The organism is Streptomyces sp. NPDC027189 (genome assembly GCF_055566975.1).
Window position 1 is genome coordinate 1 of record NZ_JBVHRI010000046.1, and the last position, 20,572, is coordinate 20,572.

The 20,572-nt window shown below is 66.3% G+C and carries 15 protein-coding genes and 2 pseudogenes; 10 read left to right on the forward strand and 7 right to left on the reverse strand.

What is annotated here, in order from left to right; translation table 11 throughout:
• The first annotated feature begins 299 nt into the window (after positions 1-299).
• Entirely contained in the window at positions 300-797 is a 498-nt protein-coding gene (locus ACZ4RZ_RS47510) for a DUF1877 family protein (protein ID WP_467753838.1), read from the forward strand.
• Positions 798-815: 18 nt separating this feature from the next.
• Here ACZ4RZ_RS47510 and ACZ4RZ_RS47515 read toward each other — a convergent pair.
• Positions 816-1,690 (reverse strand): IS5 family transposase gene (locus ACZ4RZ_RS47515; RefSeq protein ID WP_467753839.1). Its coding sequence is split into 2 segments (ribosomal slippage): positions 816-1,343 and positions 1,346-1,690, totalling 873 coding nucleotides; the frame shifts between segments, so codons are not numbered across the junction.
• A gap of 243 nt (positions 1,691-1,933) precedes the next feature.
• Here ACZ4RZ_RS47515 and ACZ4RZ_RS47520 point away from each other — a divergent pair.
• Together ACZ4RZ_RS47520 and ACZ4RZ_RS47525 are read left to right on the forward strand one after the other, a co-directional pair.
• Entirely contained in the window at positions 1,934-3,328 is a 1,395-nt protein-coding gene (locus ACZ4RZ_RS47520) for an NAD(P)/FAD-dependent oxidoreductase (protein WP_467753840.1), read from the forward strand.
• 42 nt (positions 3,329-3,370) lie between these two features.
• Positions 3,371-4,012 carry a hypothetical protein gene (locus tag ACZ4RZ_RS47525; RefSeq protein ID WP_467753841.1) on the forward strand — a complete coding sequence of 214 codons (642 nt, stop codon included), beginning with the start codon at positions 3,371-3,373 and terminating at the stop codon, positions 4,010-4,012.
• 66 nt (positions 4,013-4,078) lie between these two features.
• Here ACZ4RZ_RS47525 and ACZ4RZ_RS47530 read toward each other — a convergent pair whose 3' ends face one another.
• From ACZ4RZ_RS47530 to ACZ4RZ_RS47545, 4 genes are all read right to left on the reverse strand, one after another.
• Positions 4,079-5,263: a DUF6545 domain-containing protein gene (locus ACZ4RZ_RS47530; RefSeq protein WP_467753842.1), complete on the reverse strand. Its 1,185-nt coding sequence runs from the start codon at positions 5,261-5,263 to the stop codon at positions 4,079-4,081.
• A gap of 185 nt (positions 5,264-5,448) precedes the next feature.
• A complete protein-coding gene (locus ACZ4RZ_RS47535) occupies positions 5,449-6,672 on the reverse strand; it encodes an MAB_1171c family putative transporter (RefSeq protein ID WP_467753843.1) in 1,224 nt (407 codons plus the stop codon).
• A 1-nt stretch (position 6,673) separates the two neighbouring features.
• A complete protein-coding gene (locus ACZ4RZ_RS47540) occupies positions 6,674-7,270 on the reverse strand; it encodes a toxin-antitoxin system, toxin component (protein ID WP_467753844.1) in 597 nt (198 codons plus the stop codon).
• Between the two features lie 155 nt (positions 7,271-7,425).
• Positions 7,426-8,064 (reverse strand): hypothetical protein, encoded by a 639-nt coding sequence (locus ACZ4RZ_RS47545; RefSeq protein ID WP_467753845.1) that lies wholly within the window; start codon positions 8,062-8,064, stop codon positions 7,426-7,428.
• A gap of 1,272 nt (positions 8,065-9,336) precedes the next feature.
• Here ACZ4RZ_RS47545 and ACZ4RZ_RS47550 point away from each other — a divergent pair.
• The 6 genes and pseudogenes from ACZ4RZ_RS47550 (at position 9,337) to ACZ4RZ_RS47575 (ending at position 18,371) form a co-directional block, all read left to right on the forward strand.
• The gene (locus tag ACZ4RZ_RS47550) at positions 9,337-9,801 is read left to right on the forward strand and encodes a DUF6234 family protein (RefSeq protein ID WP_467753846.1); all 465 of its coding nucleotides are present in this window, start codon (positions 9,337-9,339) and stop codon (positions 9,799-9,801) included.
• Positions 9,802-9,922: 121 nt separating this feature from the next.
• Positions 9,923-10,257 (forward strand): annotated as a pseudogene (locus ACZ4RZ_RS47555) (ankyrin repeat domain-containing protein).
• Between the two features lie 1,109 nt (positions 10,258-11,366).
• Positions 11,367-11,840 carry a hypothetical protein gene (locus ACZ4RZ_RS47560; protein WP_467753847.1) on the forward strand — a complete coding sequence of 158 codons (474 nt, stop codon included), beginning with the start codon at positions 11,367-11,369 and terminating at the stop codon, positions 11,838-11,840.
• A gap of 29 nt (positions 11,841-11,869) precedes the next feature.
• Complete coding sequence (locus ACZ4RZ_RS47565; RefSeq protein ID WP_467753848.1) at positions 11,870-12,772, forward strand: hypothetical protein; 903 nt, start codon at positions 11,870-11,872, stop codon at positions 12,770-12,772.
• A 641-nt stretch (positions 12,773-13,413) separates the two neighbouring features.
• Positions 13,414-17,109: a golvesin C-terminal-like domain-containing protein gene (locus ACZ4RZ_RS47570; RefSeq protein ID WP_467753849.1), complete on the forward strand. Its 3,696-nt coding sequence runs from the start codon at positions 13,414-13,416 to the stop codon at positions 17,107-17,109.
• 602 nt (positions 17,110-17,711) lie between these two features.
• Positions 17,712-18,371, forward strand: coding sequence for a hypothetical protein (locus tag ACZ4RZ_RS47575; RefSeq protein ID WP_467753850.1), 660 nt, complete (start codon positions 17,712-17,714; stop codon positions 18,369-18,371).
• Positions 18,372-18,470: 99 nt separating this feature from the next.
• On the opposite strand, the gene ACZ4RZ_RS47580 is transcribed toward ACZ4RZ_RS47575, so the two are convergent.
• A complete protein-coding gene (locus tag ACZ4RZ_RS47580) occupies positions 18,471-18,926 on the reverse strand; it encodes a DUF4279 domain-containing protein (RefSeq protein WP_467753851.1) in 456 nt (151 codons plus the stop codon).
• A 34-nt stretch (positions 18,927-18,960) separates the two neighbouring features.
• A pseudogene (locus tag ACZ4RZ_RS47585) lies at positions 18,961-19,578 on the reverse strand (transposase); the annotation flags it as partial.
• A gap of 125 nt (positions 19,579-19,703) precedes the next feature.
• Here ACZ4RZ_RS47585 and ACZ4RZ_RS47590 point away from each other — a divergent pair.
• Positions 19,704-20,051, forward strand: a complete 348-nt coding sequence (locus tag ACZ4RZ_RS47590; RefSeq protein WP_467753853.1) for a hypothetical protein — start codon at positions 19,704-19,706, stop codon at positions 20,049-20,051.
• Positions 20,052-20,572 lie beyond the last annotated feature (521 nt).

Below are 20,572 nucleotides of genomic sequence, written 5' to 3' on the forward strand. Positions count from 1 at the left end.
ACGTGCACACACCCCGCAAGACACAACCCGCGAAACGGCGAACGAAGACGTCAACCACCCCACGACCACGCCGCACAGGTTAAAGATCAAGCTAGGGCCTGTTGCGAAAGTCCGTACGGATGTGTCCCTGTCCGCAGTGCTCGAGCTCGACGACACGCGGCGCTCGGGTGTCGGAGAGCGTCCTGGCGGAGCCGGGCATCCCGGCGTTAAGAGACGGGCATCGCGCCGTCAGTGCCGTCGAGTAGGTTCTCTCCGTTCGGCCCGACAGGCGGGCCGCCGAGCTGGGAGGACTCGTCGCCGTGAGTATCCACATGCACATGCGGGCCGTCGCGGAATCCGAGATCCGGGACGACCACACCTGGCTTGCAGTGTTCATGTGGGAGGCTTGGGAGAACCACCCCGCCGAGTACGCAGCGGGCATCGCCGAGTCGATCGACAAGGTCTGGGGCTCCGTCAATGACCTCTATGCCGCTGCCGATGTCCTCAATGCGGATGCCGACGACTCTTGGGAGCTGCCGATTTACGGCGGGCGGCCAGTGGCACACAGCGCCGATTCCGACCCCTCCAACCCGCCCCTGGGGATTCTGGAGCCGCCTGGGGTGTCACAGGCCGCAGGCTTCCTCGCACGTGTCTCGTTCGACGAGCTGTGGAACGTCGCCGGTGCCAAGCTCGTCTGGGCCGGCTGGGACGAAGCGCAGGTCAGGCAGGAGTTCCTCGACTATCACAGGGGCCTCCAAGGGTTCTACAGGCGGGCGGCTACAGCAGGCCACGCCGTGGTCAGGGCGGTGTGGGCTTGAGACGTGGTCGCGTGCCGGTCACAGCCATTCGTTGATGGCGGCGACCAGCAATGTCGCTTCGTAGCGCACAGCAAGTTTGTCGTATCGCGTGGCGACGGCCCGGTGCCGCTTCAGCCGGTTGATGCCGCACTCGACGGCGTGCCGAGCCTTGTAGTCCTCCGGGTCGAACTTCGGTGGACGGCCGCCGCGGGAGCCGAGCTTCTTTCGGTTGCGGGCCTGGTCGGCCTTGTCAGGGATGGTGCAGCGGATTCTACGTCTGCGCAGGTAAGCGCGGTTTTTCCGGGAGGCGTACGCCTTGTCGGCGCGCACGCGATCGGGCCGAGTGCGCGGCCTGCCCGGCCCCATGCGGGGCACGCGGACCTTGTCCAGGACGGGCTCGAACTGCGGGGAGTCGCCACGCTGTCCGGCTGTGACCACGATGGACATGGGCTTCTGCCCCTGCTCGGCGGCCAGGTGTAGCTTGGTGGTCAGGCCGCCGCGGGAGCGCCCGAGCCCATGGTCGTCCGGCTCGATGACGATGCCGCCGGGCGGTTCCTTTTGCAGGTCCCCCTTTTCCTTGCCCCGGCAGCGTGCTGGTGGGCCCGGACGATGGTGGAGTCGACGTTGAGGTCCCAGGTGATCAGGTCCTGGGCGTCGGCCCGGGCCTGCAGCTCGGTAAAGATCCGCTGCCAGATACCGTCTCTCTGCCAGCGGCGAAACAGGTCGTACGCCCGGCCCCAGGGCCCGTACCGCTCCGGAACATCACGCCACGGCGTCCCGGTCCGGGTCCGCCACCGTATGCCGTCGATCAGTCGTCGCCGGGTCCATATCGCCGGCCGGCCCGGCTTCTTGCCCTTCGGCAACAGCGGCTCCAGCACCGCCCACTGCGCGTCCGTCAGATCTCCTCGCCCCACGAATCAAGATCATCGCATGCTCAAGATCCACTTTCGAAACACGCCCTAGCCCCGCCCTTATACGTGCTGGCATCAGAAGATGCCCGCGGCGGCTAGGGGGTGCTCGATGGCCGTCCTGCCACGGCCCGGCCCTGGCTGCTCAACAGACCAGCTACGTGGGTCTGTTGGCGCCCTTAATCCCACGTCGGGAGCGCGATCCCCAAAGGTACGGTGAAGTCCCGTCGCCGAGATCAAGGAGTAAACGTGTCGCGCAGCGCACTCATCATTGGCGGTGGCCTGGCTGGTCTGCTTGCCGCAGCGGCTGTGTCTCAGTTCGTCGATGAGGTAACCCTGATCGAACGCGACACGTTGCCCGACGGCCCGCAGCCGCGAAAGGGGCTTCCACAGGGCCATCATGCCCACATCCTCCTGCCCAGCGGCCGGGATGCCATCGAGGCCCTCATACCCGGCGGGAGTATACGTAAGCGGCTGCTCGCTGCGGGCGCCCACGAGGTCTCCCTCACCTCCCTCGTCACGCTTGGCCCGGAGGGCTGGTTCCGGCGCTGGCGCCCTTCCAGTCACCCCTTGATCACCTGCAGCCGCGACCTGCTCGACTGGACCGTACGCGACGCAGTGCTGGGCACCACCAAGGTCACCGTGCGCAACGGCGAGGTGGTCGCTCTTCTCGGTAGCGGACAGCGCGTCACCGGCGTGCGCATTTCCACCGCGGACGGCGAGGAAGCAGATCTCTCCGCGGACTTGGTCGTTGACGCGAGCGGACGCGGGTCACGAGCTGTGCACTGGCTCGGCGACCTCGGCATCACCGACATACCCGAGTCCATTGTCGACTCCGGGCTCGTCTACGCCAGCCGCCTCTACCGAGTCCCCGAGGGGGCCGAGGAGTTCCCCCTGACCCAGGTGACCGCGGATCCGTTCGCCTCCCAGCCGGGCCGCTCCGCGAATCTGGTGCCCATTGAGGGCGGGCGCTGGCTGGTCAGCCTGGGCGGCACCCGCGGCGGTGAACCCCTCGCCGACGCCGAGGACTTCGTCCGATTCGCGCTGGGTCTGCGTCACCCCATCGTGGGCCAGCTCATCTCCGGTGCCGAGCCGCTCTCGGATGTGGCGCTCACCCGCAGCACCCGCAATGGCCGCCGCTACTTCGAGAAGGCCGAGACCTGGCCCGAGGGCCTTGTCGTGCTGGGCGATGCCATCGCGACCTACAACCCGGTCTATGGACAGGGCATGTCCGTTGCGGCGCTCGGCGCCCAAGCCCTTCAGCACGAGCTCGGCCGGAGCGGCGTCGCCGCGGCTGGGTTCGCGGGGCGCGTGCAGCGGGAGGTCGCCAAACCGGTGGAGGCTGCCTGGATGCTGAGCACCTCGCAGGACCGGTGGTTTCCCGGCGTGCAAGGCAGCGCGCCTACCATGGTCGACCGTCTCCTCACCCGGTATACGCGTCGCATGACCAGGGTGGCTGCCAGCTCCTATCGGGTATCCGCTGCCATGTGTAACGTCACCACGCTGCAAGAGGATGCGATCCGCCTGGTGCGGCCCTCCCTCTTGCTGGCCACGCTGGCCGGCCCTGTTCTGCCCGCGCTGTCCGGGCCGCCCCTCACCGCAGACGAACGCGCGCTCCTCCGCTCCCTCGACCGATCCGAGTGAACGCGTTCTGTGGTCGAACTTCGGGGATGGAAGGATGAAGCGATGAGCATGGAGATGAGCGACCTTGAATGGGAAGCGTTCATGAACAGCGCCTTCGGCCTCAGCACCTCCGAAGGTGGTGCGCTCCTTGACCCCGATGCCCAGCCGGACCTGACGCCCTGGCGCGCGGCGCAGCATGCGCAGAGGGGGACTGAGTCGCAGGCGGAGCTGCGTGTCGTCTGGTTCGTGCTGATGCCCTGGGTGCCGGCGGGCACGGACCGCCACGATCTGGCCCAGCGGCTGGCCGATCATTTGCGCAGCATGACGCGAGCCGGTAGCGGAGAGACGTACCCGTCAGCCGCCGACGTCTTTGTGATTGCCAGGAGCCGGATCGAGGTCTCGTCTCCCGGCCAGGAGGTGCCGAACCTGCTCGTTCACGGCTGGGCGCAGCGGCCGTGGGATCGGGAGGGCGAATGGCGAAACGTGGTCATGGACTTCTTCGAGTCCGCCAAAGCGTGGCTGCTTGAGGAGTATCCAGTGCCGCCGATCCATCAGCCGGGGTTCAGGCCGATCGTCGGCAAGGTGTCGGACAAGATGGTCGGGATGAGTGAGTTCGTCGCGCATACATCGGGCGTGCTGCCGCTCGGCTGGGCGGAGCACATCGCACAGCTGGGGGCGCGGCTCCCTGATGAACCGACCCTGTAGGCCCATCAGGGGAGGGGCCGCAATGGCTCCGCCAGGGTGCTGGGTGCCGTGCCCAGTAGGTGGCTTTCACGCGCTGGTCTTCTCCAGGCGGGCGCGGCGGCGGACGTCCTTGACTATCCGCGAGCGCAAGGCGCGGGAGATGTCGGTCAAGTCGCCGTTGTAGGCGGCGCGTTGGTCGGCCGCGGTGGTGGACTGCTCGGGCGGGGCCTCGCCGTTGGTAGCGCAGTGCAGGTCGACAGCGGCGGCGATCTTTGCGGCTTGGCCGATGGCCTCGGCCGCTTCCGCTTTGGCGTTGCCGGCCAGGGCGGCCGCGCACGCCTCGTGGTAGATCCGGATGTCGAAGTGGCTGCGGCAGGCCACGATCCGGTCGGAGATGTACGTCTGGCGTTGGGTCAGCCGCAGACGCACGTTCGGCTTCCACCAGGGCAGGGGCAGCGGGGTGGGGTGGGCTGCTCCCTGCACGGGTCGGACGGCTCTCGCCAGCGGGGCAAGCTGCAGGTAGCGGACTGCTTCCTCACCGCGGGGGCCGATGCTCGGCAGGATGAAACCGGACGCCACAAGGACCGCGCTGGGCGCGGTCGTTGCGCGGGCGACATCGATGAGGAAGTTCCAGTCGTGGCCCGCCCAGCGGGCGGCGACCGCTGCGGCCACGGCCGGGTCGTAGACGGCGCAATGCATCAGGTAGCCCGTTGCCAGCACGCGCAGTCCGATGCGGAGCGTGCCCCGTACCTGGTGCGACCAGCGCCAGCACAGGCGGCTGGCGGTCAGCGACGCGGCGGCGTGTGCGGTGACGTACAAGACGATCATCTCGCGGATGTACGGGGTGGTGGCGTAGTAGGTGTCGAAGGAGGACCGCTGCTCGACCGGTGTGTCGCCCAGCGCGAACAGGACGGCGATCAGAATGCAGCAGGTGCCGTACACAGCGATCGTGATGCGGGAAAGGCGCCGCGTTCGGGCAACGTCGGGTCCATCACGCCAGTTGAGGACGAGCACAATCGACGCGCCGGAGAACGCGGTCAGCAGGATGTAGATGACCGGGGCTGCGATGTTGGTGATCCCCGTGGCCCGGCGGAGGAAGACGATGGCGTCCTGGGCCGCCAGCGCGATGACGCCGCCACCGACCAGAAGCAGTGCGCAGATCGAGGCTAGCAGCCAGTCCCGGCCGCGGGCTCGGATGAGGGCCGGCAGCTTGAGCAGGCACGCCAGCAACAGCGATCCACCGGAGAAGAAGAAGACAAAATCACCGTTCATCAGCTGCGCGCGGCCTCCGTGCGGCTATCTCGGTGCACTCGTCCCTGCCGCCCGCGGCTGACATCAGAGTGGCGCGGGTCGTCCAGGGCGACCGTAGGTTATCTCGCAGTCATGTTCGACTCGACCCCGACACCGCCCGACCGGCGACTTCCGGCCTCCACGCGGAGTCCGGTTGGCGGGGAGCGCTATCGGGGAGGGTCGGCGCGGCGATGGGCACGCTGCATACCTGTGCGGCCGTCGTGCCGTCGGCCAGGCCTGCTGGTTCGCGGCCTGGTGTGTGCGCGTATCGCTGCGTTGACGATGGGAGTGCGCACGGCTCGGGAGAGGCGGACGAGATCGGTTTCGTCGGTGTCCAGCGGTCCGGGGCCGTCAGGCGGTGGGGTGCGCTGGGAGGAGTGCTGGGCGGCGACGGCGACCATGGCCGCGGCGCCGATGGCCTCCGCCTCCGTCAGGCTGGCGCCGCCCGCTATGGCTCTGCTGTAGGCGCGTTCCCGCACTTGGTCGTCGAGGCGGCTGGTCAGGCGGGTGAGGCCGTCTCGAATGGCGGTGGTGCGTTTGGTGAGCTGGAGTTCGACATCGGTGAGGGAGCGCCAGGACAGCGGCACCGTGTACCGCCCCTTGTCGGCCGGGTCGATCAAGAGCCTGAAGAGCGGTCGCAGCCGGAGGAACGTCACCGTGCTGTCGATGCGCGGACCGAGCAGAGGCAGGAGGTAGCCGGCCGTGACGAGGGTGGCGCCGATCGCAACGAGCAGCGGCGCGAGGTGGGTGCTCAGTGCATCCCAGTGGCGGCCCTTCCAGCGCGCGGCGACGGCGGTCAGTTTGAGGGCGCCGTAGGCGGTGTTGCACAGCCAGCCCAGGACGAGGACGTGCAGGGCCCGGCGATTCCAACCGCCGATCTGGCGGCTCCAGCGCCAGCACAGGACCGTGGTAGTGAAGGCGGCTGCCAGGTGGGCCGTCAGATACAGGACGATCATTTCGCGGATGAACGGGGTGGTGGCGTAGTAGGTGTCGAAGTCGGTACGGCGCTCGATGGGAGTGTCCCCGGCCGCGAACAGGGCGCCTTGAAGGGCGATCACCAGGGCGTAGGTGATGAGCCACCGGCGGGAGACAGACCGCACCTGGTCCGGGTCGCCGCCGCGCCAGTGGACGATCAGAGTGAGGGAGGCGGCGCTGAAGGCGGTCACGGCGGCGTACGCCAGTGGCGCCGCGGCGTTGGGTGTGCCGGTGAAGCGGTTGATGAAGGCGACGGTTGCCGGGGCGCCGAGGGCGAAGCAGGCTCCTGCGAGGAAGATCACAACGCATGATGATCTTTTGAGGGGATCACGCCAGCCGTGCCAGAGGCCGGGCAGTTGGGCCGCTAAGCCTGCCCACAGGGAGATGGCTGCGAGGTAGTAGATCCAGTTGTCCACTTCAGGCCCACGGACCTCGGCCCAGGGAACTCTCGATGCGCCCAGCAACTTGGTGCAGGTCGAGACGCCGGTGCGTCTTGCTGAAGGCTCGCAGGTCAGTAGCGAGCCTCAGCCCGAACATCTCCGCCTCGCCCTCGTCGTTGGCATCAAAGTCGGTGCGGGCGGCGTACTTGAGGTCCGAGACGCTGATGTTGCTCAGCCGGTTGTCTACGGGGGCGAGCAGGAGAGAGGCGATGTCTTCCACGGCCGCCGCGCGCGGGGAGTTGGCGCGGGCTGCGGCTCGTCCGGCCTTGGTGTGGGCTGTGCAGTGTCCTTTGTGCATGTGCCAGATCTCGTGCCCGAGGATCACGTGTTCGTGCCCGCTGTCGGCGGTGTGCGTGCTCACCGCCACGATGTCTATGTCGGGCAGGTCCAGCCACAGACCTGTGGCGGTGTTGGGAGGGAACTCCGCCCGTTTCAGGATCACCGGGCGGCCGCGCAGGTCGCTCAGGACGGGGGCGAGCGCGGTGAAGATCCCGTCGTCGGTGGGTTCCGTCTGTGCGAGGCCCGTGACCAGTGTGGCGCTCAGCGCCTTCATCTCGCGCTCTGCTGTACGCACTCGCGACACCGCGAACTCCCCGTTCCTGCCCTACTGCCGGTTCCACTGCGCGTGGTTGCTGCCTTCACACACTAGTCACACCGTCAACCCGGGTAGCCCAGACCGAGGCTGGGGATCGAGAGGGCATTCGGCCGTGCGGACGCCAGACATCCACGTCACCTGTCCTCCCGTTGTTCTTCGCGGACTTGCCGTTCCAGGGTTTCGATGAAGCCCTCGACGAGCCGCCATTGGTCGTCCGGCAGGGTGGCAGCGGTACGCAGGGCGACGGCCCGCCGCCCCGTGTCGGGGTTTCCCGCTTGCGAGCGCAACGTGGCCAGGACGGGCTGGAGCGCCTCGCTGAGCGCGGTCTCCGGTTCGGCGGAGAGCCAGCCGTTGGGCTGGCCGAAGAAGAACCTCTCGATACCGGCCTGAGTGGAAGCCAGCGGGCCGCCGGAGCGGCTCGGCCGCTGCTCCGCATGCCGTTCGGTGTTCGTCCTCTTGCGGCTGTTGACGAGGTTCGACAAAGACGCCCGGGACACGCCGAAGTCGGCGGCGATTTCCTCGTAGGAATGGCGGGTTCCGTCAGAGCGGCGCCGGGTCTCCCGCAGGTGTTCAAAGCGGCGGACGATCCGGTGGGTGACGTCCTCCGCAGGGGGCTCCTTGCCCTCCAGCAGGGTCTCGACCACGTCCTGTGGTTCGCCGCTGTCGATCGAGAGCTGCTCCACGTTGAGCACGTCGTCGCGGCTTTGCCCGTCCCCGAGGAAGGAGTCGATGTGGCGCAGGGTTTCGGCGAGCGCACGGCGCGTTTCTCTCACCGGCAAGTCTCCTGAAGTCAGGTGGGGGAGCGAACTACGAGTTGAGGTCCAGACGATAGCTGCTGCACACTCCGGCCAGCCAGAGCAATGGATAGCTCAATAGCCATAGACGGCTACAGCAGTTGACATAAATCGCTGCGGGTTGCAGGATCATCACACGACATGAAGGCCGGTCATCGCGCTGCGAGCGCGGTGGCTCGCGTGTGCTCTGGTGCCAGGGCCCACCGAGTGCACAGCCGCAGGCCGGGTCAACTCCCGCGGTGCCGCGATGAGCGCGGCGGTGTCCGGCGGTCACCGAGGCCGACGCAGTCACACCCGATGTCCGGAGGGCCCCACCGTGCACACGACAGAGCGTCGGCCCATCCTGCTCGTAGAGGCCGGCGTCCGTGCGTACCACGCTCACAGCCTCCTGCAGATCGCCGCACACCCGGTGGCGCTCGTCGACCACTCAGTACCGGCCTGGCCCCGACCCTGCCCTGCCGGCGATGTCGCAGGCGATCTGACGGAAGCCTCCATGCCGGCGAGGGCAACAACAGTTCAGATTTCGGCAGCGTCGGGCGCGGACCGGGAGGCTGCGGCGAAGGCGCAGCTGCTTGCGCCGAACTCCCCTCAGCGGGATCTGAGTACGAACTTCCGGTTCAAGGCCCCCCGCCTTGGACCGGGGCCAGGTCGAGGAGTCACTGTCATTTCGCCACACAGTGCCGGGCTGCGCCTTGGCTCGCGCGGCCCCGTCCTCGATCTGGGCAGGGGCGCCCGGAGCGGACCCGGGCGCCCCAGCTCAACTGTCGCTCACCGCAGGGTAAGCGCCATGATCCATGACTTCCGGGCTGGCGGCGTGCCCAGAGTCGAGGGAACCGTGATCGCCCCCACCAGCAAGGCTTTGGATGCGGTGCGGCTGCCTCGCCAACTCGGCCTCAAGGCCTTAGGCGATGTAGACGGAAGGGACGGCGCGATCGTTCTGCAGCCGGGTGACCGGGGGATGTACTTCCTCCTCCCGCCCGGCAGCACAGGACCTTGGAATGTGCCGCCGACCACTGCGCTCGGCGAGACCAACTCGTCCTGTCGCCGATGGGAAGGATGCCGCCGCCTGGACCGCACTGGCTTATCCCGCCTCGCCGCGGCCGACTACACACCAGCACGAGCGACCTCCGCTCCACACTCAGGGAATTTGCTGACCCTTCAGGTTTCAGCGGCGGAGACGAACAGCCACGACTTGATCTCGACTCGGGCAATGCCTGGACGAAGCGCGAAGTTGCGTACGAATGTACGACCATGCCCTTAGACCCCCGTTCCCGCACTTCACGCATACCCGAGGATCAGCCTAGGTCCCGGCATCCCCTGGACACCCGAGGCGACGCGTTGGCGGGTGGTTGCCTGACCTTGATCCTGCTGCTCCTTGAGATTCCAGTCGCCTTCCTGCTGATCTTGACGGTGGGATTGGACGGGTGGGCCCGTTCGAGCGAATCCAGGAATACCGTGACGCCTCCGATGGATTGGATGCCGGTGCTCTGGTTCGGCGGATTCACGCTGGCAGTCCTTTTAGCGGCTGTGGCCCTGTTGCGTTGGGCACATCCGCTCGCAGGGTCCATTCAGCTGCTCGTCGCGATAGCCGCATTGATCATCACGATCACTGTCTGGCGCGCCGAGTACGAGCGTGCCCATCCGTCTCCGCTGCCGTCGTGCCCGACGCGGGCGGGAGTGCCATGCGCTCCACAAAATACCGCTCCCTCTCCCTAACTCCAAAGGGCCCAGACCGCCATAACATCGCGAATGCAGCAGCTAGAGAAAGTCACCCTGGTTACCGGTCGACCCTTGCCCCCATGAACGGCGAGCGTGATGACGGCGGCTGAATGTTCAGGTGAGTGACTACTGGACATCTGCGCACCATGCGGTCGAGCACGAAGACGCCGAGACCTTGCCCGACTTCTGGCTGCCGGTGCTGATCCCGACGAGGTCTTCAATAATCTGACCCTGCTCACGCACGCGATCGACACAGAAGGCGACGGTGCCCTGCAGAACGGCCAGCCACTGACCGTCCACACCACTGCCGTGCTGCTGGAATTCGGCGCTGACCTTGAACTCGCTGACCCGGACGGTCATACGCCCATGAACCTCACTATCCACTACGGTCACAGCCTGGCCGTGAACCTGCTGAACGCGCACATCGGCAGGCGAGCCGGCCGAACTGGATGAGGATGCAGGCGATCCCGACGAAGCCGCGGAAGTGCTCGGCGCGCTTCCCATCTGGGCGGTGCAGGCAGCGGAAGTCGATGCGCTCCGCGCCCGGTGGTCTTGCGCTGGGCTGACCGACCGTACGGAATCAAATTTCCGCTTGCCGGGCCAAACTTCGCCGGCAATTCGCTCCGCTCGCCTCTGCGGCCAGCTTCTTGGGGTGACCGTTCCGGCCACGGCCTACGGCTCCCCGGTTGTCCCGAACCCAGGCACGCGCATGACTCCCGATGCAACCTGCCCGCAAAGAAGAGCAGGCAGCCGCAGCGGTTACGGGAGGATGGTTTCGATGGCGGTGTCGGGGGAGCAGCGCACTTGATGACGGCGTGATGGCTAGAGAGTTAAAAACCCGCCTGCATAATGTTTATTCCAGGGAGGTCGCCGGCTTCGGGATCCGTGTCGAACTGCGGTCGCACGGTGCATCAACTTCAGGTCGTCGAAATGCCGACGTCCAAGTTTGTCGCAAAGGCGTCAGCAGTGATGCACCGTTCAGCACGATTTGTTGGGGCTTGTGAGGCTGTTGTGAACCGTAGGCTTTTCCTAAAATAGATCGCAGTGGCACTGACCAGCTACTGCTGAAGGGCGGGGAACGTTGGACGCGGCTCTGGAAATCGGGGAGACGGATCGAAAGATTCTGAGGCTGCTGTATAGCGGACTGGACGATGCCCGAGTCGCGCTGGAATTGGGCGTGAGTCATCGCACTGTTCAGCGTCGCGTGCAAAGTCTCATGTTCCTCTTGGGGGCGAGAGGGCGTCTGGCTCTGGGGGCAAGAGCCCAGGAGGCAGGGCTTCTTTACAGCCATGATCGGGTTATGGATGCCACTCGCGCAACCACACCTGCTCAACTTCAGCGATCATGAACCCGCCCCGAGTGGGTTATCAGTATCCGTGCACTCGGTAATGCATCCTATTGAATTCCGAGGCGGCCGGACCCGCCCCTGAAGTGGATCACCGAAAGAGTCAACTCGCGCTTTTTTGCGTCCTATTTCAGGAATCACCTTGCCCGACTTGGGCATCAGCCGACTTTCCTCTTCCTGGAAAGCGGCACGACGAGAGTGAAGTGAACGGAGGGGAATGCGAAAGATATTCGGAGTGCTAGCCGGTGCAGCCGCGGTGCTCGTCACGGCAACAGCCGTGGCACCTGTCGCGCAGGCCGATGACGAGGACAACCTCTACAGCATGCAGGCGTGCGACGAGCTGCCGTCTACCTCGGACTTCAAGTTCCACATCTACTACAACTCGGGGCAGGGAGGGGCGTGGAGGAACATCGGCTACTCCGTCTACGACTTCAACGCGCTGCGGCCCGGGGATGGTCACGCGCACCCGCTGCGCTTCTGCAACATCGGCGCGAGTAATCCCTGGCCTGGATCCCTCCAGAACATCAAAAACAACGCAGCCTCCGGCGAGAACGACCACTACAGGTACTGGGCCAGGGTGTACTTCCACAGCGGCTACAAGGGCAACCAGGACGCGATGGCCCCTTACCAGCACATTGACCGATTCAGGAACGTCTACAACGAGAACGCCTCGTTCCGTTGGACGTCCTGATCTGCCGAATGAAGGCGAGGGGGAATACCGTGAACCGCCCCAAGAGCATCGCGAAATTAGCTGCGCCGGTCCTGGTCGCTGCGGCGGTGGGAGCCGTGGCTTTCTCGACTACGTGGCCGGACACGCCGTCCGACGGCCACTCAGTTCCTCAGAGTCCGGGCGCAGTCCGGCACCAGCAGCCCATGGCTGAAGCAGTGGTGGGCGACCCGAAAGACCCGGCGACCTGGCGACTGCCGATCGAGGCCTACATGCCGACCAAGGCAGAAGTGCGGCTTCTGACCGGCACACGCGACAGCCTCATCGATGAGTGCATGGCCGCCGCAGGCAACGCTCAATGGACCCCGGCCCCAGATCTGCCCCAGGTCGGTGGCAAGACGCTGACCGACTGGCGCTACGGCATCCACGACGCTGAACTAGCCGCGCGTCGCGGCTACCACCCCGACGCTCAGGAGCAGAAGGCGTACGACGCAGCCATGGAAGCCGGCGCCGTCGACGAGTCCGGAGCCGACGAGACCAGACTCAAGGGCTGCGTCGCACAGGCAGACAACGCGGTGCCCGCCGCCACGAATCCCGACCTGGTGCAGAAGATCAGCGGCGACGCCTACCTGCAATCCGAGCAGACCCCTGCCGTCGTCGACGTGTTCGCAAAGTGGTCGTCCTGCATGAAGGCCAAGGGCTACACCTACGCCAAGCCGATGGACGCCAACGACGACCCCAGCTTCAACGACCCCAACACCGTCACCGCCACAGAGGTCGCCACGGCAACGGCAGACATCGCATGCCGGGACAAGTACGCCGTGCAGAAGACCTGGTTCGACGCCGAAGTCACCCTGCAACAGGCAGCCATCGTGAAGAACAAGGACGCCCTCGAGCAGGTGAGCGCTGACACCAAGTCGGCCGTCGTCAAGGCAAAGGCCGCAGCAGCCCGCTAGCTCCCGTACGCGCCCAGAAGCTTGAGCGCGGAGGGATGGCACGGCACAGGTACCGCTGCATCCAGTACACGCGCCTACGCACCACCGCACGTCATCAACTAGCCGTCCGATGGGCCCCGCAGAGGCTCATAGTCGCGCGTGGACGTCGCGTTCCGTGCGGCAAAAAGCCGTCCCGAGACCTCTCCCTGAGCCCAACAGCGGGTTGCCAGGCGACGATTCCCGCTGCTCGAGACACGCGGGCCGAACCAGCACAGCGGGCTGCAGATGACAGGCCGCTATCGCACCACGGGGCCCACTCCCACCGAACGTGGCGCCCCTGTTTCCCGCGGTCGCTTGAGAGCACGCGGCCGCCTACGGCTCAGGAAGGCAATGTGAGACTCCGAAGACAAGGGAAGAGATGGGCGGCCGCCGCAGCTTCAGCGCTGACCATAACGCTGCTGCCGCCGGCATCCGCCTGGGCCTCGCCTCAGGGACAGACCAGTGACCAGACGTCAGTCCGGAAGGCCCCGGCCGCCTCAGAATCCGCAGAGACAGACACCGATCCGTCAGAGGTCACCACGCCTGACAGCAAGCTGCCGAAGGGCTGGCGCACCTCGGACGACCGCGCCGTCACAGCCGTCGGCGACGCACAGGGACTTCACGTGCTCGTCGCTGACAGCGAGCAGGCCTACCAATGGCGGGAAGCCGCGACGCTGCGGGAGGACGGATTCGACGCCGACGCCTGGATCGGCAACGTCTGCGTCACCGGCTCGGGAAAGCGAGCGGTGGTGGCTTACGCCCCGCGCACGTTCACCAACCGGCCCGCCCTCTTCGACCGGGGAGCGTTTGCCGCAGTCATCGACCTCGACAAGCACACCGTGACGAAGCTGCGCCAGCAGGTCTCCCTCGCCTACTTCAACCCCGGGTGCGGGGCGGGCGAAGACGCGGTGCTGACGCAGGCCGCCGATGAGGAACTCGGCAAGACCCGTCTGCTCCGCCTGGACACGGCCACCGCCAAGGTGACCCACAGGCTCACCGTCCGGGGGGAGGCGACCTCGGCCGTCCCGGTGGGCAAGGACATCGTCGCCGCCCTCGGCAACCGCCTCACCCGCGTCCACCAGGACGGCAGCCGGCAGCTCATCGCCACGACCTCCGGGCCAGCCTTCCACCTGCATCCCGACAGCACGGGAGCGGTGGCCTTCCTCGACCGCAAGGCCAACCGCGCGGACGTCAAGCGGGCAGCCGGATCCAAGGTCACCACACTGGCCCACGGGAAGCTCGGCGCGGTCGGTCTGTCCCCCGGCACGAAGGGGCGGCTGTTCCTGACCGGCGACCCGAAGGGCGTCAGCCCGCTTCCCTCCGGCATCCGGCAGACCAAGGCCGATGCCACCGCCGTGCTGTCCTCACGGGGCCAACTGGCCGTGGACCGGGCCGTATCCGTCGGGCTGCGGTCCCACGTCACCGATCCCCTCGCCGCGCAGGTGGCCGACGAGGCACTTCCCTACAAGATCACGGCGCATGTTCCAGCGACCGGGAAGAAGCTGGCCTTCACCGTGCCGGGTGCCTCCACCGGACGTACGGAGAAGCAGTCGCCCGCGCTGGCCAGCACCACGGCCGGGACAGCCGCAGTCGGCAAGTCAATTTCTGCGAGCCGCACCGCCGCCGCCACGCTCCAAGCGGCCACCGCCTCCTCCGCGTCGCCTCAGGACCCGGAGCGCAACTGCTCCATCGCCCGCAACGACCAGGGCGCGCAGGCCCTGCAGCCCACCCCCAACCAGGTGGAATGGGCCGTCGACATGGCCATCAGGGGCAACCTCACCAGCAACTACATCACCCAGGGCGGCTGGCGCGCGGGGGACAGCCTCGGCTCCTCCGTCTCGCCCTCGACCATGTTCCCGCTGCCTGCACTGAAGGGGGCCCCGTCCGGATCCCGCATTCCGGCGCAGGTGCTGCTTGGCATCCTGGCCCAGGAGTCCAACCTGTGGCAGGCCTCATACCACGCGCTTCCGGGCCAGACCGGGAACCCCCTGGTCGGGAACTTCTACGGCACCAACATCTATCCCGGTACGCCAGGTTACGACCCGAACAAGATCTGGTCGATCGACTGGGCCAAGGCCGACTGCGGCTACGGCATCGGCCAGCAGACCGACGGCATGAGCATCGCCGCACGCCAGCAGCCTGGCAAGCCCGGCGCCTTCCCCGCCGACCAGCAGCGGGCCATCGCGCTCGACTACACGGCGAACGTCGCCGTCGCCGCCCAGACACTCGCCAAGAAGTGGAACGAGCTGCACACCGACGGCCAGACCATCAAGATCAACGATGATGATCCCAAGTACCTCGAAAACTGGTTCGCCGCCGCCTGGAACTACAACCTCGGCTACAACACCCCGGACTCGACCGGGAAGTGGGGTCTGGGCTGGCTCAACAACCCGGCGAACCCGAAGTACCCGGCCGACCGTTTCGCCTTCCTCGACAACAACCACTACGCGGACGCCGCCCAGCCGCAGAAGTGGCCCTACCCGGAGAAGGCGATGGGCTGGGCCGCCTACCCCATCGACACCGGCCGCTCCTACAGCGACGCGGGAGTGCAGGACAACGGCAACACTCACGGCTTCCAGGCCGCCTGGTGGGGCGACGCGGGAGCCCGAACGAGGGTCAAGCCGTCTCTGGACACCTTCTGCAACAGCAGCAACGGCTGTGACTCCGGCAACCCGCCGCAATGCACCACCGAAGCCTGCTACAAGCAGTACTGGTACCACGCCAACGCCAAGTGGAAGACGACCTGCTCCATCGAGTGCGGCAACGAAACCCTCACCTACAAGACCCTGCGCGCCGAACTCGGCCGCGGCAACAGCGGCCAACCCAACTGCAGCACCGGCGGGCTGCCGGCGGGCGCCCTGATCATCGACGACGTCCCCGCGAGTGCGGCGACCCTTCGCAGCGACTGCTCCAAGCCCTGGACCAACAGTGGCAAACTGGAGTGGGAGTTCAAGGGAACCAGCGTCCCGAACAGCACCATAACCACCTATGAAGGCAAGGAAGACTTCCACCAGATCGGCGGCGGCTTCGGAGCCCACTTCTGGTTCGCCCACACCCGCGACGACCAGCACCGCATCGACCCGATGAGGGTTACCGGCACCTGGACGCTCGACAAGAGCCTCAACCAATGGGCCCGCGTCCTCGTCCATCTGCCCGACACAGGCGCCGAGACCCAGCAGGCCCACTACACGATTGACCTGGGCAACGGGACACGGCACCGGTACCTCAACCAGAGATACAGAGCCAACACATGGGTGCCACTAGGGACATACCGCTTCGCGGGAACGCCCAAGGTGAGCCTCGACAACCAGGCCGACGACGGCACAGCGGACAACGACGTAGCCTGGGACGCCATCGCCATCCAGCCCTTGTCGGCAAAGCCCAAACAGATGGTCGTTGCGATGGGCGACTCCTACACCTCGGGCGAAGGTGCCGGGGACTACGCCAAGCCTTCCGACACCGACCACGGAAAAGACACCTGGAACGCCTGCCGCCGCAGCGCGAACGCCTGGCCCCGCAAGGTGACGCTGACCGGACACACGGACACGGTGGGAGCCCTCGCCGACAAGAACGATCCGTCGCTCGACTTCCAGTTCGTCGCCTGTTCAGGAGCTGAAACGGGCCAACTGACCCAAGGCAATCCCATCGGCACGGATGGCAAGGTGCACTGGGGTTGGGACGGGAACTTCCACGAGAAGTCGCAGATCGACTCCGGGGTGCTCAGCGCCGACACCACGTTGGTCATGCTGACCATCGGCGGCAATGACGCCGAGTTCGACAAGAAGATCGAAGCCTGTGTAGTCAGCGGATGCCCCTCCGAAGCCTCGATGAAGGCGGACATCGACGCGGCGGTGGCCGGTACCAAGAACGTGCTGGAACAGATTCATACATATGCGCCAACGGCCACCATCGCCCTCATGGGCTACCCCCTCCTGTTCAGTCCGACAGAGGCCTGCTCCACCGTGGTGAGCGCATCCCAACGTGTCATCCTGAACAACATGGCCCAGTACTTCGAGGACAAACAGCGCGCGCTGGCCCTCTCACTGAGTTCCTCCGGAGTCACCTTCAAGTCGCCTCAGAACGCCTTCAACGGCAAACGTGTCTGCGACGCTCAGGAAGGCATCAACGGAGTCGTGGCCGGCCCGAACGGCGACGGCGACTTCCACCACGGCGACGCTCGAGCAAGCTGCTGGTGGTTCTGGGCAGACAGCTGCTTCAGCCGCGAGAGCTACCACCCGAACAAGCTGGGCACCACCACGTACGCCAACGCGTTCATGCAAATGGGCCCGTCCCTGGCGGCCAGGCAAAAACGCCAATAACACCAACCGAATCCGGTCACAGTGGTGCGACACGGTTCCGACCGTGTCGCACCACCGACGTGTGCCTGCCTGATCGCTTTGACAACCCCATCCCCGCCGATCTCGTCATTGCATGCGTACTCATGGCCATCGCTCTATCGCAATGACGGGGATACCGAACGCACTGAGGCGTTGCCCGGCGTAGTCGTCGCAGACGTACCAGCTCTCCGTGAAAGACGTGCTCGACAAGGCGGAGCCCAAGCACGTGAATTGGCAGCCGCGTCACGTCGCGCCCACCGCTGGGCCAGTCGACGCGGAGGAGACCGAAAACCTGCACCAGCAGCCGGTCACAGGACAGCCGCGGAGACTCGCGCGCCCGACCAGCAATCTCGCACGTCTGGGAGCGGCCAGAAGGCAGGCCCAATCCGGTGACTGGAACAGGCCTTTCCGACTCGTGCAGGAGCAACTCATGTAGGAGAGTGATGCCCTCAACTGAGCGCCGGGGGAGCGACTTGGACATAAACAGAACACGCGCGGTCACGATGTGCGCCGCAGCTTCAGCGATGGTGCTCTCGCTGTCCTCTTGCACGCGAGACGGAGGACAAGATGACGATGCCAAGGCAATGGAGAACGTCCTGCAACAGTTGCACGACGCAAAATCGTTCCGCATGGAAGGTGAACTCCACGCACCCAACGGGACCCAGACCACGTTCGACGCACGGCTGGACGGCCACGGCGACTGCCGCGGAACCATAGGCAAGGCGGAGAGCCTGCTCGTCGGCAGCCGGGTCTGGACTCGCTGGGAGGACACTGCCCTGCACGATGCGATCACCGGACTGAACGGTGCGCCCGTCAAGCCCGTTGATCCAGCTGCATCGGAGGACCAAGACCCGGAATCAGCGGCCACGAGGCTTCTGCGCGGGAACTACATGGTCACAGACCTTCCCGCCGAGAACCCCTACGCACAAGGCATTGCGCCTGTGTGTCAGACGGGCCAACTGCTGGCCGGGTTCGGGAATGCCAGCGGAGACGTCAACTCCCGTCCCGCCGTGGGCAGGAACGGTGAGCGCCTACGTGCACTGACCAGCGTGGCAGGCCCCGTCACGCTGAGGGTGTATGTGCCGGCGACCGGCAAACCCATCGTGCGACGTGCCGACTACATCGTCGACGGCGGCCGATCCGTCGAGGCACGGATCAGCGAGCTCGGACAACCCGTAACCGTCAGATCGCCCGAGAACTCTCCAGCGGTGAGTGCAGACGACGTACTGGGACTTCTTCGCTAATGCTCTGACCGCACAGGCACCTCAGGCGCTTTGCGCGTCAAGCCGGTTGTCGGCGTGTTCGAACAGCGGGAGTGTCGGCCCGTCGTGCCGAGCGAGGCGTCAGCCGGCGTCCTCGCCTGGGGTCATGTCGTACTCGTCGACGTCGAGCTCTGCGCCGGTGGCGGTGAGGAAGTCCAGGACATTGCGGTCCAGGTGCCAGCCGAAGAGGTTGGGTGCGTGCGAGGACGGCGACTGGTCCGGGTTGGTGTCGTTGAAGTAGCGGACGACTTGGAGCACAGCTCCGCCGCCGTGGTCGGCCAGGCGGCTGACGACCTCGGAGATCCGATCCGTGTGCGGTTGGAGTCTGTTGAGGATCTGGGCGATCTGTTCGTCGACGCGCAGGCCAGGGTCTCGGCAGACGATCTGCCAGGCGTGGTTGACCGGCACTGGCGGATCGGTGTGCCGACTGCCGCGAACGGACACTTCATCGGGAGTGATGTCCAGCTGCGACGTCATCTCGGCAGCGGAAACGTGATCGCTGAACAGCGCGAAGTAGGTGTACTGGCGAAGAGTCATCGCGGGGAGGATAGTCCGGCGAGGGCCTGAATGATCAGGCGACGGCTGCTTCTGGGATCGCCCGTGCCGCGGGGAAGGCCATGGTCTCGTCATAGGTCCGGTTGTGCTGGAGGCAGTGGTAGAGCTGTCCGATCAAGCGGTTGAAGAGGATGCGCTGGGCAGCGGCGTGCCAGTCGCCTTGGTCGCGGCGGCGCCGGTAGTGGGTCTTGGCGCCGGTCGAGGCGGTGATCGCGGAGAAGGCCCAGAGGCAGCCGGCGTGGTTGAGGCGGTCGTACTTGACCCATCGGCGAGTGATGCTCGACTTCTTGCCGGAGGCTCTCGTGATGGGCGAGGACCTGGCGTATGCCTTCAGGCCGCGGGCGTCGGCGAACCGCTGCCGGTCGTCTCCAATCTCGGCGAGCACCCGGGCGCCGAGCTGGACAGCGAGGCCGGGGAAGCTGAGAAGGATTTCAGCGTCCGGGTGCTGAGGGAAAGCCTCTTCGACCGCCTCGGCGAGGTCGTCGGTGGCGATGCAGGCGGCCTCCAGTTGGACCAGGAGGGCGAGCATCTGCTTGCCGAGCGCGTCCTCGGCCAGTGTGGGCTGGTGGGCCCAGTCGGCGCGAAAGACCTGGCGGAGCCGTTCGGCGTCGGCTTCGATGCCGCGTTTGCGGCCCCAGCTATCGCCCCAACAAGCGCCCCAAGAACCCCACCGCCAAGCCCGCCAAGCCACCGATCACCTAGCGCGATTCGGACGGCCGGCCTACTGATCATGTCGGTCCGGGATGAGATCGTTCCTGCATGACTGACGTGGACGAAGGAGCAACCGAGACCGACGCTGAGAATGCCGTCATCGCTCGGTATCGGCTGGCCGATGATGGCTTCGGCGGGCAGGGCCAACGCGCGACTGTCCGCGAGGCCCAATCGCTACTGATCGAGGTGATCGATCAAGCTGACGTCGGCGAGTTTGACGGCAATGAGTTCGGAGGCGGCGAGGTCGTGCTCTACGCCTACGGACCTGACGCTGATGCGCTCTTCGCCGTGATGGAACCCATCCTGCGTGACCTTCCTTTCCGCCCCGCGCACGTCGTCCTGCGCTATGGATCGGCATCCGATCCTTCGGTGGCCGAACGTCGCGTGGACCTCTGAAGAGACAAGTCGCCAACTACCCGGCCCAGACGGGAGCCTGGGGACAGGCGAGAGCGTCGTTGTGGAGCTTCGACGGGCAACCTGAACGGTTGTGCAGGCTTAGCTCATGTACTCCACGTCAATGAGGTGCGGCTGGTAGGACGCCCTCATTGCGGTCTGATCGATCGGGTGGCGTCGGCCGTCCCGCGCTGACCACAACACCTCGCGGTGACGCCACTGCTGCTCGGCCCGCATCACTTCCCCTTGCTTCGGGAGCGGTGATTCGTACCCTTCGCAAGCGCGCCTGACAGCGGCCCGAAGACGGCCCATCGGCCTGTCTGCCCGTACGCCCCAGGACTCGGCCGCTGCTGCTCGCACGAGGAAGGGGACGCACCCCGCAGGTGCACGCGGTGCGTGGCTTACCCTTACGGCTCCTGCGGCCAGGAAAGGCCGCTGTTCATGGGGGGTTGCGCTGTGCGCGCTTGTGTCCGCCGTGCCGTTGTGCCGGCCGTGGTCCTGTCCGCTCTCGCGGTGGGGTGTTC